The sequence below is a fragment of the Virgibacillus flavescens genome, assembly GCF_050574275.1.
Taxonomy (GTDB): Bacteria; Bacillota; Bacilli; order Bacillales; family Amphibacillaceae; genus Virgibacillus_F; species Virgibacillus_F flavescens.
The window spans coordinates 2,991,488-3,005,568 of the sequence record NZ_CP192260.1 but is presented as its reverse complement, the minus strand read 5'-3'; the positions used below and the strand labels follow the sequence as shown (position 1 = coordinate 3,005,568).

The 14,081-nt window shown below is 38.7% G+C and carries 20 protein-coding genes and 1 other annotated feature; of the genes, 17 read left to right on the top strand and 3 right to left on the bottom strand.

Features of this window, described 5'->3' with window-relative positions:
* Positions 1 to 11: 11 nt before the first annotated feature.
* Complete coding sequence (locus VBD025_RS14800) at positions 12 to 758, bottom strand: MerR family transcriptional regulator (protein ID WP_430786814.1); 747 nt, start codon at positions 756 to 758, stop codon at positions 12 to 14.
* 137 nt (positions 759 to 895) lie between these two features.
* Between VBD025_RS14800 and VBD025_RS14795 the strand changes: the two genes are divergently transcribed.
* The 14 genes from VBD025_RS14795 to VBD025_RS14730 all read left to right on the top strand — a co-directional run bounded on the left by VBD025_RS14795 (position 896) and on the right by VBD025_RS14730 (position 9,169).
* Positions 896 to 1,429: a hypothetical protein gene (locus VBD025_RS14795; RefSeq protein ID WP_430786812.1), complete on the top strand. Its 534-nt coding sequence runs from the start codon at positions 896 to 898 to the stop codon at positions 1,427 to 1,429.
* A gap of 105 nt (positions 1,430 to 1,534) precedes the next feature.
* Complete coding sequence (locus tag VBD025_RS14790) at positions 1,535 to 2,032, top strand: DinB family protein (RefSeq protein WP_430786810.1); 498 nt, start codon at positions 1,535 to 1,537, stop codon at positions 2,030 to 2,032.
* 273 nt (positions 2,033 to 2,305) lie between these two features.
* Positions 2,306 to 2,956, top strand: coding sequence for a RibD family protein (locus VBD025_RS14785; protein WP_430786808.1), 651 nt, complete (start codon positions 2,306 to 2,308; stop codon positions 2,954 to 2,956).
* Between the two features lie 47 nt (positions 2,957 to 3,003).
* The gene (locus tag VBD025_RS14780) at positions 3,004 to 3,246 is read left to right on the top strand and encodes a hypothetical protein (RefSeq protein ID WP_430786806.1); all 243 of its coding nucleotides are present in this window, start codon (positions 3,004 to 3,006) and stop codon (positions 3,244 to 3,246) included.
* Positions 3,247 to 3,308: 62 nt separating this feature from the next.
* On the top strand, positions 3,309 to 3,761 hold the full coding sequence (locus tag VBD025_RS14775) for an RDD family protein (protein WP_430786804.1): 453 nt from the start codon (positions 3,309 to 3,311) through the stop codon (positions 3,759 to 3,761).
* A 38-nt stretch (positions 3,762 to 3,799) separates the two neighbouring features.
* Positions 3,800 to 3,988, top strand: a complete 189-nt coding sequence (locus VBD025_RS14770; RefSeq protein WP_430786802.1) for a hypothetical protein — start codon at positions 3,800 to 3,802, stop codon at positions 3,986 to 3,988.
* A 66-nt stretch (positions 3,989 to 4,054) separates the two neighbouring features.
* Entirely contained in the window at positions 4,055 to 4,462 is a 408-nt protein-coding gene (locus VBD025_RS14765; RefSeq protein ID WP_430786800.1) for an RND transporter, read from the top strand.
* 61 nt (positions 4,463 to 4,523) lie between these two features.
* Entirely contained in the window at positions 4,524 to 5,060 is a 537-nt protein-coding gene (locus VBD025_RS14760) for a DinB family protein (protein WP_430786798.1), read from the top strand.
* Positions 5,061 to 5,155: 95 nt separating this feature from the next.
* On the top strand, positions 5,156 to 5,443 hold the full coding sequence (locus VBD025_RS14755) for a hypothetical protein (RefSeq protein WP_430786796.1): 288 nt from the start codon (positions 5,156 to 5,158) through the stop codon (positions 5,441 to 5,443).
* 135 nt (positions 5,444 to 5,578) lie between these two features.
* Positions 5,579 to 6,094 (top strand): hypothetical protein, encoded by a 516-nt coding sequence (locus VBD025_RS14750; RefSeq protein ID WP_430786794.1) that lies wholly within the window; start codon positions 5,579 to 5,581, stop codon positions 6,092 to 6,094.
* Between the two features lie 261 nt (positions 6,095 to 6,355).
* Positions 6,356 to 7,462 carry an NADH:flavin oxidoreductase gene (locus tag VBD025_RS14745; RefSeq protein ID WP_430791440.1) on the top strand — a complete coding sequence of 369 codons (1,107 nt, stop codon included), beginning with the start codon at positions 6,356 to 6,358 and terminating at the stop codon, positions 7,460 to 7,462.
* 152 nt (positions 7,463 to 7,614) lie between these two features.
* Positions 7,615 to 7,965 carry a hypothetical protein gene (locus tag VBD025_RS14740; protein WP_430786792.1) on the top strand — a complete coding sequence of 117 codons (351 nt, stop codon included), beginning with the start codon at positions 7,615 to 7,617 and terminating at the stop codon, positions 7,963 to 7,965.
* Positions 7,911 to 8,285 (top strand): hypothetical protein, encoded by a 375-nt coding sequence (locus tag VBD025_RS14735; RefSeq protein ID WP_430786790.1) that lies wholly within the window; start codon positions 7,911 to 7,913, stop codon positions 8,283 to 8,285. Before VBD025_RS14740 ends, VBD025_RS14735 begins: the two co-directional genes overlap by 55 nt.
* Before the next feature lie 242 nt (positions 8,286 to 8,527).
* Positions 8,528 to 9,169, top strand: a complete 642-nt coding sequence (locus tag VBD025_RS14730) for a hypothetical protein (protein ID WP_430786788.1) — start codon at positions 8,528 to 8,530, stop codon at positions 9,167 to 9,169.
* 47 nt (positions 9,170 to 9,216) lie between these two features.
* Here the strand turns inward: VBD025_RS14730 and VBD025_RS14725 are convergent, their stop codons facing one another.
* Together VBD025_RS14725 and VBD025_RS14720 are read right to left on the bottom strand one after the other, a co-directional pair.
* Positions 9,217 to 10,335, bottom strand: coding sequence for a hypothetical protein (locus tag VBD025_RS14725; protein ID WP_430786786.1), 1,119 nt, complete (start codon positions 10,333 to 10,335; stop codon positions 9,217 to 9,219).
* Complete coding sequence (locus VBD025_RS14720; RefSeq protein WP_430786784.1) at positions 10,284 to 11,048, bottom strand: hypothetical protein; 765 nt, start codon at positions 11,046 to 11,048, stop codon at positions 10,284 to 10,286. The genes VBD025_RS14725 and VBD025_RS14720 overlap by 52 nt, the downstream gene beginning before the upstream one ends.
* A gap of 184 nt (positions 11,049 to 11,232) precedes the next feature.
* Here VBD025_RS14720 and VBD025_RS14715 point away from each other — a divergent pair, with 184 nt between their 5' ends.
* From VBD025_RS14715 to lysS, 3 genes are all read left to right on the top strand, one after another.
* Positions 11,233 to 11,781 (top strand): hypothetical protein, encoded by a 549-nt coding sequence (locus tag VBD025_RS14715; RefSeq protein WP_430786782.1) that lies wholly within the window; start codon positions 11,233 to 11,235, stop codon positions 11,779 to 11,781.
* A 133-nt stretch (positions 11,782 to 11,914) separates the two neighbouring features.
* Positions 11,915 to 12,130: a hypothetical protein gene (locus VBD025_RS14710; RefSeq protein ID WP_430786780.1), complete on the top strand. Its 216-nt coding sequence runs from the start codon at positions 11,915 to 11,917 to the stop codon at positions 12,128 to 12,130.
* Positions 12,131 to 12,236: 106 nt separating this feature from the next.
* Positions 12,237 to 12,496, top strand: a binding site (T-box leader).
* 80 nt (positions 12,497 to 12,576) lie between these two features.
* The gene (gene lysS / locus VBD025_RS14705; RefSeq protein ID WP_430786778.1) at positions 12,577 to 14,034 is read left to right on the top strand and encodes a lysine--tRNA ligase; all 1,458 of its coding nucleotides are present in this window, start codon (positions 12,577 to 12,579) and stop codon (positions 14,032 to 14,034) included.
* Positions 14,035 to 14,081 lie beyond the last annotated feature (47 nt).

The window sequence follows — 14,081 nt, the reverse complement described above, 5'->3', positions numbered from 1 at the left end:
ATTAATTATCATTATTCTTTATTAGGGTTATCTTCATAGTAAATAATGGCTTCTTCCATGAAATCAAGTAGTTCTGATGAAATTGGATAAAAACCCATCTCCTTAGACGTTTCTTCTGATCGTCTAACCTTCCAGAACTTCTCAGCTAACGCTTGATCACCTTTAAATAGCTCATCTGAGAGCAATAAACAATCTTCTGCAAGTGTTTGTCCTTCTGGCGAATGCGGTTTAATATCTCGCTGCAAACAATATTCGATTCGTTTAATGATATTAATCCATTTCCTTGTAGACGGGTCTTCCATTTTAGGAATATCATCTTGTAATGTTTCCTGTTCCGCATTACTGAAGTGTTTCTCCCACTTGTCTTTCCCGTCCATTTCCGCATTTTCGCTAATTAAGGGAAGGAGATGGTTCCAATTTAATTTTCCTTCTAGCTTTAAGATGTTAGTTAATGTATGTGTATGTTTAAGAGATCCCTGAAGTTGCTGAATTTTATTCTCGAGCTTTTCTTTATGTAATGTCAGAATCTCCTTCATCGTGATTTGTTTGAGGACTTTTTTGATATCTTCCAATGACATCGCAAGTGACTTTAATAGAATTATTTTTTCAAGTAAAAATAATTCCTGGCTAGTATAAAGTCTTCTGCCTGATTCCTCTTTCGTTGCCGGTGGGACTAAATGAATTTCATCGTAGTAACGTAGTGTTCGCACAGAGATGTTGAGCTTTTGGGAAACTTCGCCCGAACTGTAATATTTCAATTTTTACTCACTCCTGTGAAAAAAAGTTTGCAGGTAACGTTACGTAACCCTTTATAATAAGTCTACCATACGTTTACTTACTACGAAGATGAAATGGTAAACATGTTGTTTTTTATAAATCAAAGGAGATGGGGCATTTGAATTTGATTGGCTGGTTGATCGTTGCGAGTGAAATTGGTTTTTGGGTGTTTATTGCAATAGGTCTGCTGACACGGTATGTATTTAAGCGTAAAAAACTCGGATTGTTTTTTTTAGCTTTAACACCACTGATTGATTTGATCTTATTAGTTACAACTAGTATTGACTTATTTCGAGGAGCTACTGCTACACAGGCACATGCCATCGCCGCTGTGTATATTGGAGTATCCATTGCTTTTGGTAAAAGTATGATTGAATGGGCAGACGTACGTTTTCAATACTACATAACACGAGAAGGTTCGCCACCAGTAAAACGTTTCGGAATGGATTATGCTAAACATTATTTTAAAAGCTGGGGGAAGCATGTACTTGCCTATCTGATGGGAGCTGGCTTCCTAGTCATTCTGATTCTCCTTATTCATGACCCCTCCCGAACGGAGGCATTAACAAATATATTAAGGCTCTGGACGCTAGTATTAGGAATAGATTTCGTAATTGCAATAAGCCTTTTCATCTGGCCAAAAAAACCCTAAGGGACAAGGGGACGGTTCTTCTGTCCCACGCCTGTGGGGGCATTTTAACTACACATGGTACAATGAATGAACAAGGCAATCTATTAATAAAAGGGAGCGTGTAAAATGAATGAATTAATAAAACAATACGATCTGATCAAATATACAAGAGAACTTCTTTTTCAGTTTTGTGAGACGATAGATCCTGATGATTACATTAAGGAAGTGGAAGGCTTCGGCTGGGGATCGATTCGGGATTTACATGTTCATGTAGCTGGGTGCTATCAATCCTGGTTAGCTAATTTCGATTTGAACGAGAATATTGAAAGAGTAAGCACAAATGAGGTAAGCAATGTTAGTGAAATGAGAACTATTTTTAAAAGTGTCGATGATTTGGTCTACAGATTTCTGAATGCGTTCGAAGGAAATTATGATCATACTTTGACCGGACCGGTATCCTGGCAGGAAGATGACGAGGAACTTTCCGTCCTATGGCTCTATACGCATACAACTACCCACGAATTTCATCACAAAGGACAAATCGTTACAATGGCTCGACAATTAGGTTACGTACCAACCGATACCGACCTCCTAACACCAACTGACTATAAAAATAATTTTTAACAGGTGGGACAGCGGGACGGTTCTTCTGTCCCAGGATTGATGCTATTTACAACCACTAAATTTACTGCTCTGTTCAACTTTGAACGGAGCAGTTTTATTTTGTTAGGAAATGAAATCAGAAAATAGTAAATAATTTGGGTATATTGTAATAATTTATATTCATTTTCTGCTAGAATAAGAGTGAACAATTAATTAAGTTGCGATATTGGAACAGAAAAACGTTCTCATGTTCCAGCAAGGAAGGGGTAATTTATGGTCAAACCAAAAGTAGTTATGAATATATTTTCCTCAGTAGACGGTAAAATTACTACAGCACCAGACCGAAATGTAGCGGAATGGACCGCGGCCGGAATTGATGGAGAAGCGCATGATATTGCGAATCGGCTTTATGATGAATTAGATTGTGATGGATTAATTTCCGGTAGCGAAACGTTAATGGTTTTTGGTGAACATTGGATTGAACTAAAACAAGGCTTATATGAGCCGCAGAAATCCAAAGCATACATAGTGTTTGACGGCCGAGGGAGGATAAACTGGCAACAGACAGAAGGCTTACTCGTAGTTACAAAAGAAAATGTATCTAATGAGTATATTCAACAGCTGGTAGCGAAGGGAATTACCTACATAAAAGCAGGAAAAGGCAGAAATATTGATTTAGAACTTGCCCTTCGAAAGTTATACGATCTGGGATTTAAAAAACTAGGTCTCAGTGGCGGCGGAGGAATAAACGGTGCTTTCCTCAGGCAGGGTTTGATAGATGAAATAAGTTTGGTTATCGCACCTCTAGCAGTAGGAGGGCGAAAAACTCCTGGCGTGTTTGATTGTGAGGAATTACAGTCATTGGATGATGTAGCAGAATTAGAATTACTACATACGAAGCCTGTTGGTAAAGGGTCCGTTTGGGTTCATTACAAGGTTAAATAGGGACAGAAGAACCGTCCCTATGTCCCACCATGAAAGGAGTTGGTTTTATGAGTTTGTTCAGAATGTTGTTTTCAAAATATAAGCATCTAGTGTATACGGCTTTTGGACATGATACGTATTTTAGTATAGCAGGCAAATTAAAAGCTGGTGGCGTATCCTATCGAACGGAGATGGATCGTGACTCGAGTTCTCAAGGAATAATTGGGAGCAAAGACAATACTCAATATGATATTTATGTAAAAAAGGAAGATAAACATAAAGCACAACAGGCAATACATACAAATAGGTAGGGACAGCGGGACGGTTCTATTGTCCCAACAAAACTACATTTTTTACATGAGGAGAGGTTTTTATGGGTGTAATTAATCCAGCAGGTTTTCAGAATAGATTTTTGGCAAGAATTTTAGATTATATCTTAATACTTGTTGTTACTGGGGTTCTCTCGCAGTTGTTTTATGGAGAATTTTATAATAGTGATACTTATCGTCCAATCGATATAATAGGACTACTATATGCATTGTTATTACCTGTCTTTTGGTACGGTTACACCTTAGGAAGAAGAATGGTTGGCAATCGCATTGTTAGAATGGATGGGAAAAAAGTAGGGATTGGCACAATGATAGTAAGAGATATCGTAGCTGGAATAGCCTACATGCTCACTTTAGGAATTGGTCTGATCGTAAGTGCTTTTATGGTAGGAATAAGAGATGACAAACGCGCAATTCATGACTTTTTCGCAGGAACGTATGTGACCAAGAATCCCCCTGAGGTGGGACAGAGGGACGGTTCTGATGTCCCGCACTAGCACGTTCCGGAGAGTAATAGTTGAAGAGGGTGATTACAATGGAAAAGAAAAAAATAGTGAAATATCCTTTTCTGATTGGGCTAGTAGCATTTGTTTTATCCTTACTTGTAACTTTTCTTATTGATTCATCTTCCCCTCTATTAGCAAGTCTGGTCATCGCTTTTCTAATTTTTGAATTAAGCTTTTATTATTACCACCACAAAGATAAACGAAGAAGTGATCTTTAATTACTAACTCAATCCATTATTGCAATGCATCATTATAAAGATGACAAAAAGGGTGAGGGGGATTTTTTGATTAATAAAAAGCGCATCAAAAAAGTGAATTGGTCCCTTTTCAGCATTTATCTGGTATTAGGTGTACTGACGGCTATTGTGTCGTACTTAGATTTGTCTAATGCTAGTCAAGCAGAGATGACTCGATCCCAGTCTCGTATAGAGTTTGGCTGGAACGATGCAAGTAGAAATTTAGGTTTGTTTTTGTTACTCTTTTCGGTACTGTTAATCATTTACTGGAAAAAATTATTTCCGTTTAATGTGCCTATTGCGATTATTTTAATGGGATTTTATTTTGAATTATTTTTTCTCGTTTATTTCACCGGGTGGGTAGGCATTCAAGGAGCGTTAGGATTAATTATTGCTTTACTAACAGGAATCATCATGATAATCATTTATGGTATTTTACGAGTAATGAAGAAATAAGGACAGCGGGACAGCAGAACCGTCCCGTTGTCCCACCGTTGTCCCAGAATGGAGGATATTTATGCAGTCGATAGAAAATAAACGATTTATTGTTGAAGAAAAAGATGGCTATACACCATCGATAGGAAGACTGTTATCCATGATGGATTATACACGACGCACAACGCTTGAGGCTGTGAACGGTTTAACTGCAAAGGAGCTTGATTACCGGATAGATGGTCAAGGAAATTCAATTGGATGCCTGTTGTATCATATGGCATGTGTGGAAGAAATTTATCAGATCCTTACTTTTGAGGATCGAGAGCCGGCCGAAGAAGAATTACAAAAGCTTGAGGTGGGATTGGAGCTTGGTGAGAAGGCACACGAGAAAATAGTAGGGAATGAACTGGAATTCTATATAAAGATGCTGAATAGCAGTCGGGAACGCACGGCGGAACTTTTCAAAGACAAAGAAGACAGCTGGCTGGAGGAAGTGTCACCATTCGGTCCAAATCATGTCGCCAATCATTATTTTCGCTGGTTCCATGTATTTGAAGATGAACTGAATCACCGCGGCCAAATCAGACTTATCCGTCAGCATAGGAAGAGAAATAAATAGCTATAGTTACGCTTGAAAATGTTAGAATCAAAATTATACTTCTTTCCATTCTTTTTACTAGCAGATATAATAGGAATAATAGGAGGTGAAAAATAATGGAACAAAGCGGAATACAAGAAATATTGAACGCGTTGAAACTTCATTCAGGTGAAATCGATAAAAAGCTAGAACACCATTTCAAAGAAACAGATAAGAAGCTTGATCACCATTTTGAGACAACTGACAAAAAGATTGATGGACTTGAAAAAAGGATGGAAAATCGATTTGATCGTCTAGAGAAAAAGTTTGATGGGATGCAGGTAGGACTTAGGGAAACACAAGAAACAGTCGATTTTTTGTCCAGTAAATATGTACAGCACGAGAAAAAACTTCGCAACCTCTAACCTCACAGTAGGATCAAGGGACGGTTCTCGTGTCCCATACCGCTTTTAAATTCCAATATTCAATATTAATTGAAACAAAATCCACACTTCCCCCGTATAAAAGTTAACACAAATCGTAATAAGGGGGATTTTTTCATGAGTGAGTCCGTATATTTTACTGATAACTTTTTTTCTGCAGGCGTCACAGATATCTATAATGAAAAGCAAGAAAAAATTGGATCGCTTGATTTAAAGAGTGCTTTTTCATCAAGTGTTAATGTCCTGGATGAAAATGGTGAAATCGTCGTGAAAGCATCTTTTCCTTTCTTTTCCAGAAGCTGGATTATCTCGAATCAGGATGAGCAGGAGATCGGCAAGCTGAAGCAGCGCATGACATTCTTTTCCAAGAAATTTCTTTATCAATCGTATCCGCATGATGAATATGAAATTAAGTCAGAAGCATTTTCCAAGGAATACGAAGTCTTCGATCAAGGTGGAAATTTGGTTGCTTCATTTAAAAAAGTGAGCGGTTTCTTTCAATCTCCAGCATATGAGCTACAGAATCATGCTGCGAATTTATCAACGGAAGAATTAGTAGCAGTTGTTATGGGAGTTAATATGATCATCAAACAAAATAACAGTTCTTCTTCGGCGAATAGTGGAACTTATTAATTTTTCGTTCCGACATCCATGGGATTTTTTTCAAGGTTGTCGGTTTTCTTATTGAATTTTAATTTAAGGCAGGAAATAGCTATCCATAAACAGCAGTTCTTCTACAATTAATTCCCCCAACATGTAAAAAACTTATAAACAGATTTCTTTCCTTTCCTAAACCAATTTGAAATAATAAGCAAGGGACAAAAGAACCGTCCCCCTGTCCCACTGGGACAATGGGGACGGTTCTTCTGTCCCGCAAAGGAAAGAGGAGGCTATATTTTGAGTGAGACGAATGTATCTACTAAACCATTATTTAAAGAATTTAAGAGTGATAATTTAATATTAGAGAATCGTACGGTGATGGCGCCGATGACGCGTAAATTTTCACCAGAGGGTGTTCCAGGTAAAGAAGTGTTAGATTATTACCGCCGCCGGGCCGAGAATGGTGTTGGACTGATTGTCACTGAAGGTACTGGAATCAATCATCCATCGTCCGTATCCGGTGCAAGCGTGCCACTGTTTCATGGCGAAGCATCGCTGAACGGCTGGTCAGAAGTGGTGAAAGCAGTCCACCAGACTGGAGGTAAGATTGTTCCACAGCTTTGGCACGTTGGGATGACACGCAAGGAGGGTGAACTTCCAAACGCGGAGGCACTTCCAGTTGGTCCATCCGGTCTTAACTTGGCGGGTGAGGAAATAACCGCGCCAATGACGGAAGAAGAAGTTGTTGATATGGTAAAAGCATATGCGCAAGCCGCAGCGGACGCTAAACGTCTTGGCTTCGATGGTATTGAGCTTCACGGTGCACACGGATATTTAATCGACCAGTTCTTCTGGGAAAATACCAATAAACGTACAGATCGTTATGGCGGAGATCTTGTTGGCCGTACGCAATTTGCAGTCGAAATAATAGAAGCATGTCGCCGCGAAGTCGGACCAGATTTTCCAATTATTTTCCGTTTTTCACAGTGGAAAATGAATGATTTCGAAGCTAAGCTTGCAACTACTCCGGACGAATTAGAGCAATTCTTGAAGCCGCTAGTGGATGCTGGCGTGGATATTTTCCATTGTTCAACACGTCGTTTTTGGGAGCCTGAATTCGAAGGTTCTGATTTAAACCTTGCTGGCTGGACGAAAAAGCTTTCAGGAAAACCAGTTATTTCAGTAGGGTCAGTTGGACTCGATGGTGAATTCACCAATTTTTCAGGTGCTAAAACAACCAGTCTCGATGGTCTGATTGAAAAATTGGATAACGATGAGTTTGATCTGGTTGCAATCGGTCGTTCCTTATTGATGGATCCTGCGTGGGTTCAGAAAGTGCGTGACGGTAGAGAAAATGATTTACTGCCGTTTGATAAGGAATCATTGAAAAAGCTATATTAATAGAATGAAAAAAGTAACCCGCTGATGCACATGCATTAGCGGGTTACTTTTGTACACGAATAAGAGAAAATCAGATTGTAATAATTGACTGAATTCATTATACTAATAGTCGCACAACTAAAATAATTTATGATTTATCATGGGGTGAGGCAGTGAAAAGAAGTGAAATGTTAAGGTCCATTGCAACAAACATTCTCTCCAATAGAAATGGCCAAGTCGTTCGTGTGGGCGTAAGCGGAATAACTTCTTCAGGAAAAACGACGTTTGCAAATGAGTTAACAGATGTGCTCAAAGAAATGGAAGCAGATGTTATTCGAGCATTAATGGACGACTTTCATCATCCAAAATCAAAGCGATACATACAAAGCGATACATACAGGGAAGAAATTCAGCTAAAGGATATTTTGAAGATGCATATGATACCAACGCCTTACTTGAAAAATTACTCATGCCTCTGGGCCCAACTGGAGATGGGTACTATCAAACAAGATCACATGATTTAATTACAGATGAGTATATCGACATTTCGCCCATTAAGGCAAAACAAAATTCTGTACTAATCATAGACGGATCGTTCTTATTTAAGCCTGATTTACGAGAAGCGCTAGATTTTAAAATTTACGTAGAAGCGGACTTTGATGTCGCTTTAGAAAGAGGCAGCGTAAGGGATAAAAACGAACTAGGCGGCTATGAAAATGCCAAGTATATTTTCTCGAAAAGATATCTTCCTGCCTGTAAAATGTATTTGGATCAGTGTGAGCCTATTAAGCATGCTGATTTAATTGTTATTAATAATGATTTGGAAAATCCTCAAATAAGATGATGTCAGAGTTGCGCACTGAAAGGAGAGAAATTTTGTTTTTTTTATATGCAATTTTGTTTTTAATTACTGGTTATAGTTTCATCCTGGTCTTAGTTAAAGCTATTAAGGGAGAAGTATCTACTCATTATCCAGCTCTACTCTTCATTGCCTGGGCTATTTTAGCGATTTTTGTAACAGAATACTTAGTAGATTTATGATAAGAAGTATTTGATTGGATTTTAAAAGTCAGTTAGGAGGCACGTATGAATAAAGTCTATCTATCCGTAATCGCACTGCTTTGCCTAGTTCTGCTGTTCCAGGTTTTTAAACCTGCTGAAGACGATGCAACAAGCATGAAGGTCTCTACGCATGAAGTGTCTTTAAACAATGATCAACTTACTAATCAGAAACAAGGAAATCAAAAAGAAATGGAAGAATTATTTCGGGAATATTTTTCAAATGTCACACCCAAAAAGGATTTTTTTAAAAATAGGATTGGAGTCGCAATCCATGAAGATGAAATACCTGAAGAAGATAGAAAAGCTGTTGCTGCTGCTCATTTATTAAAGGCAAGAGAAGCAGTACTCGTCGATAGAAAAATAGGGATTCCAACATTAGAAAATTTCTATGCTTTTTTTGTCCCCACCGACCAGCAGTTAGTTAAACTGATGAAGGATACGAACAGTATTCTAGCAACAAACATAAAGCAAAAAGCTATGTTAATCGAACAATCAAGTGAGCTAATCGAAAATAAGCAATTAAAGGAGTATCTAAAATCAATTTCCGTAGATCTGATAAATTCAAAAATTTATGAGCAGGATTCCTTATTTGAATTCAGTCTAGGCTACAACAATTATTCTAACAAAGTGAAAAGAATTCTCGAATTAACGCAGTATTTATCATGATAACTATCGTTTGGGGTTGTACATGGGTAATTTAAAGCCGTATCGAATTATCGATACGGCTTTAAGAAGGGATAAGTTAATACCAATCCGAACACATATAAAATGACTAAAAAGTAAACGGGGAGCAGATGGATAAAGGATGTGTAGCCGATAAACATATGTGTTCCAATCCCTGCTGCAAACGCTGGTAATGCTCCTAGAGCAAGTGTATTCCAAACCCACCGTTCTCCTCTTCTGAAACCCCATAAGGAAAGCATTAGAACAAGCAAACCAACACTTATTAACGCACTGCCAAATCCTGCCCGGTCGTGTGCAATAACAGGAATTAAATTGTTACTTAGATTGTCTAACATTTGAGGTGTCATGCATAAAAAGGTTAGGTCTGTTGATACAAAAACGTTGGAGACCCCTATAGTGGAAATTACGAGACCGCCCACTGCGATCAAAAATCCCAGTATAATAAACAGTAGCTGTCCGTAAAGACCATATTTCCAGATTTTATCATTCTGCCCATGGCCGGACAACGGGATATTTGTACCTTTTTTGCATTCTTTAAAGCTAAGGTAATAGATTGGCAATAAGAAAAGCCAAAACAAACCGTGCAGCCAGTCAAAATAACCGAATCCGATAAATAGAAAAATCCCTAGAAATCCTACAATTGCTGCACTATGAAAAGCAACTTTTGCCCAGTGTATCCCATATTTTATGCCATGTCGTGCAAGTTGGATATACACGATTCCCCCAGCAATCATCGTTCCGGCCAGCGCCATTCTATCGTGTAACATGAATGACAAAATGAGTGGATTTACTTGCAGGATATCAGCTCTTGTCAGTCCGATAAAAGATTCATCATATGGGAGTATAATGCTCGTCAATGCAAAAAATAAGGCGATGATTCCTCCAAACAAGATGGAGAGCCCGAACAGACATGACCAGAACCAATTTTGCTTTTGGACAGGACGTTCTTCATCATATAATAATTGTTCATGAATTCGCTTTGGTAAACCTGGCCCAGCTTTAATATATCCATCCGTTAGCATGACCAGATCTGCGCCAGCGTGGATTAAAGTACTAGCCTCCTCTGGTGTCTCTACCCCGCCAGAAGTTAAGACGGTTAGCTCAGGAGTTCGTCGTTTAATTTTTTTAACCGTATTGTGGCCAGGCACTCATTTGCATTTGCAGCTTCGAGCCAATAGCCATCCTTCATTATTCGAGGAGCAGTTACAGCTATTCCAGCAATACAGGTATGCTGGAGCTTCCTCGTATCTAATCCCTTCATTTCGTCAGCAGAAAAAGATATGTATAACGGTCGCTCCAAACACTGGACATGTTGATCATCACATGAGGAAATTTGTTTGTCAGTCACGATGAAAGCATCCACAAAAGGTGTTAACTGCTGTACAATTATGTCCCATTCATTTTTATTTACTTGGGCATCAACTCTAGCAAAAACAGGAATTCGGACATTCAGGCTTGTTAATTTCTTAATCGCTAATTTAAGTGGAACCTTCTCCTGCTGATCAGAAAATAAAATATGTTTATTATTCTTTTTTGGTTCCCTTTGTTCTAAAGGCTCGTGTAGCACGATCGGTCCAATTTCTAAAAAACCGAATCCCAACTCCTGGAACGCGTTAATACCGGATAAATTTGGATCAATATCGCCACTTAATCCAATGAAAGAAGGGAATATCGTTTGATGAATTTCCTTCTGGAAAAAGCTCGCCGGTTTCATGTGTCCTAAAAACCCAATTAGACTGCGACCCCCAGGAACGGATGCAATTGTGCTCATAGAGTTATGTATAAATTCACGGCCAGTTTTCGGCGATATCTTATCTAATAACAGCTTTTTCAACGGATGATAGGACCAATCCGGCATCAATAAACACCTTCTAACGATTAATACTTGCTTATTTTCTCGATTTATTCTCTTATTAATTCTAGCATGTTTAGCTATTAAAGATAACCGTTTTTAAAGCTGTATCTGCCAACCATTATAAAAATTATGTGATCATGGAACTTTGCGGTGTTTTATATCGTTATAATAAGTAAGGAGAGGTGAGGTCATGAAAAAGTTATGGTTCGCAATTGCTATTATTTTTATTTTATTCGGTTGTTCAAACGAGGCGAGTGAGCCGACCGTCAAAGGGAAAACGCTGTCGCTAGAAGAACAGATCACTAGCATCATGTCAGAAAACCATTTACCTAAACAGGAAATTATTGATTACGACATTAACGGTAATTTTATTTACGTGATTTTCAAAAACAAGCATGAACGTAGAAACAGCCACAACCCGGATTTAGTTATTTTGAAAAATAACGATGGGGGACTAGAGTGGATTGCTGGTCCAGATGACAAAACGACTGGAATGGGTCTGGAACATGCGGGAGTGATGGTTTTTGGAAGGGATAAGGGTCCTTCGATATCGATTATCATGCCAGAAGAAGATGCTAGGGACACGAAAATAAAAGAAATCAAGGTGCTGGGTGAATCGGCAAAGGCGGTCACTTACGTTGAACATATTATGGAAGGTTTTTCGAAACAATATATGTATTGGATTGCATATACGGACGAGATGCCTGATTCCGAAGATATTGAAGTAATCATGGAGTAGAAACGTCCCTATATGATTGTACGCCAGCTCATGGTATAATGAAAAACTTAGGATAATGATGACTATTGCTCATAATTGAACGGATGCAAGTTTTTTAAAGCCTCCGTAAGCGATAGTACATGGAGGTGCAAGAATGAATAAACGATGGACAATCAGTAAAATTAACACGTTTGTTGAGAAAAATTCAGAGAGTAAGCTGTTATCGACAGAATACCACGGGTTCTCACAAAAGTTACTATTTAAATGCTCATGTGGCAATAATTTTGAAAAGACATTTACCAAATTTAAAAATAATGAACAACGTAAATGTGACGTGTGTCAGCGACCAAAAGCGTCACGCGGCCAATAACGGAGGTGCCAATTTCTATTCGGAATTGGTGCTTTTTTTATTTGTATGAACCTATTGACTGTATCAAACAATTCTGCTAAAGTATTTTTAATTATTAAATACGAAAAAACAAGCAAGGAAGAGAAGAGTAATTAGGGTGAATTAGTTTCAGAGAGCTCCTGTTTGCTGAGATGGAGTACTACTAATCCTAATGAAAAAAGGCTCGGAGCTTCGCACGGAACCAGCTGCTGGTGATACTGCGACGGGATCTCCCGTTATAGAGATAGGGTATAAGCAATGGCTGAATTGTCGTACCCGAAGAGGTTGATATGGCAACGTATTAACAAACTGAGGTGGTACCACGAAGTTATAACTCTCGTCCTCAAGATGAATAGTCTTGGGGGTGAGAGTTTTTTTGTTGTCCACATTTATTTAAAATCAAACTAAAAAAATGGAGGGAAGCATGTATGAATGAACAAACGACAAATAGAATCGAGAAGTTAGAAGCGTTGCGGTCGCAGGGGGAAACGGTTTACCCCGAGAGATTTACTACGAACTATGAACTCTATGAAGCGGCACAGCTTGCAGATGATACAGATGGAGTGAAGGTTGCAGGAAGAATTAAGGGTATAAGGAAATTCAGCAAATTGATTTTTATTACGATAGCTGACATAGAAGGAAGTTTACAACTTCTGTTGAAAAAGCAGGAGGTTGGAGAAGAGCGTTTCAATCAGTTTCTTCATACCATGGACATCGGTGATTTTATCGGTGTCGAAGGGCGTATGTATACAACTAATTCGAATGAAAAAACACTTCGGATTGATAGCTATGTATTTCTCGGTAAGGCGTTGCGGCCACTGCCAGAGAAATGGCACGGGCTAAGCGACATTGAAACGCGCTACAGACAAAGATATTTGGACCTTATCATGACAAATGAAACACAAAATCGATTACTAGCCAGAACGAAAATGGTTCGCTCGATTCGGAGATTTTTTGAAGACGAAAATTTTATGGAGGTCGAAACACCAGTCCTGCAGCATACTTCTTCGGGAGCGTTAGCAAAACCGTTTCTTACGCACCATAATTCGTTAGACATTGACTTGAACCTGCGGATTGCTCCCGAAACCTATTTAAAAAGATTAATCGTAGGTGGATTCACGAAAGTATTTGAATTTGCGAAGTGTTTCAGAAATGAAGGAATCAGTCCCCAGCATCTTCAGGAATTTACTATGGTTGAAGGATATGCGGCGTATTGGAATTATCAGGACACGATGAAATTAATGCGTAATATGATTCTTTATGTTTTGGAGCAAACTTTCCAGACAACTGCCATCACCATACAAGGGGAGACGATTGATTTTTCAGCAGAGTGGGAAGTGGTAACGTTCCGGGATTTAATCCTCAGAGATTGTGGAATTGATATTGACCTGTTTTCTGATGTCCAAGCGTTACATCGGGAAACGGATAGGAAAAAAATTGACCTAGATCATGCAGACATTGATTCCCTGGGGAGAGGGAATTTCATCGATCTTCTTTATAAAAAAGTGAGCCGACCTAAAATTGTTACCCCGACTTTTTTAATTCAGCATCCAATCGACTTGTCACCTTTAGCCAGGGCAAATGATCAAAACCCTGCTGTAACAGATCGATTTCAGTTGGTTGTGAATGGTGCAGAGATCATCAATGCCTATTCGGAGTTAGTTGATCCACTTGAGCAAAGAAGAAGGCTTGAGGCTCAGGCGCTTCTTAAAAATAACGGTGATACAGAAGCAATGGAGATGGATGAAGATTATTTAACAGCGATGGAATATGGGATGCCGCCAATTTCCGGATGGGGATTTGGCGTCGAACGGCTGTTAATGGTCTTAACTGACAGTGATACGATTAAAGATTGTGTCTTATTTCCGCTGACTAAAAAAATTTAAAAAGCTGATGATCTATGCTGTAATTTATGAATTATGACATCAACGCG

Coding starts and splice junctions, on each gene's coding strand:
- VBD025_RS14760 (WP_430786798.1), top strand. CDS start 4,524: ATGCAGTCGATAGAAAATAAACGATTTATTGTTGAAGAAAAAGATGGC.
- VBD025_RS14735 (WP_430786790.1), top strand. CDS start 7,911: ATGCCTCTGGGCCCAACTGGAGATGGGTACTATCAAACAAGATCACAT.
- VBD025_RS14750 (WP_430786794.1), top strand. CDS start 5,579: ATGAGTGAGTCCGTATATTTTACTGATAACTTTTTTTCTGCAGGCGTC.
- lysS (WP_430786778.1), top strand. CDS start 12,577: ATGAATGAACAAACGACAAATAGAATCGAGAAGTTAGAAGCGTTGCGG.
- VBD025_RS14770 (WP_430786802.1), top strand. CDS start 3,800: ATGGAAAAGAAAAAAATAGTGAAATATCCTTTTCTGATTGGGCTAGTA.
- VBD025_RS14780 (WP_430786806.1), top strand. CDS start 3,004: ATGAGTTTGTTCAGAATGTTGTTTTCAAAATATAAGCATCTAGTGTAT.
- VBD025_RS14790 (WP_430786810.1), top strand. CDS start 1,535: ATGAATGAATTAATAAAACAATACGATCTGATCAAATATACAAGAGAA.
- VBD025_RS14730 (WP_430786788.1), top strand. CDS start 8,528: ATGAATAAAGTCTATCTATCCGTAATCGCACTGCTTTGCCTAGTTCTG.
- VBD025_RS14755 (WP_430786796.1), top strand. CDS start 5,156: ATGGAACAAAGCGGAATACAAGAAATATTGAACGCGTTGAAACTTCAT.
- VBD025_RS14785 (WP_430786808.1), top strand. CDS start 2,306: ATGAATATATTTTCCTCAGTAGACGGTAAAATTACTACAGCACCAGAC.
- VBD025_RS14775 (WP_430786804.1), top strand. CDS start 3,309: ATGGGTGTAATTAATCCAGCAGGTTTTCAGAATAGATTTTTGGCAAGA.
- VBD025_RS14715 (WP_430786782.1), top strand. CDS start 11,233: ATGAAAAAGTTATGGTTCGCAATTGCTATTATTTTTATTTTATTCGGT.
- VBD025_RS14710 (WP_430786780.1), top strand. CDS start 11,915: ATGAATAAACGATGGACAATCAGTAAAATTAACACGTTTGTTGAGAAA.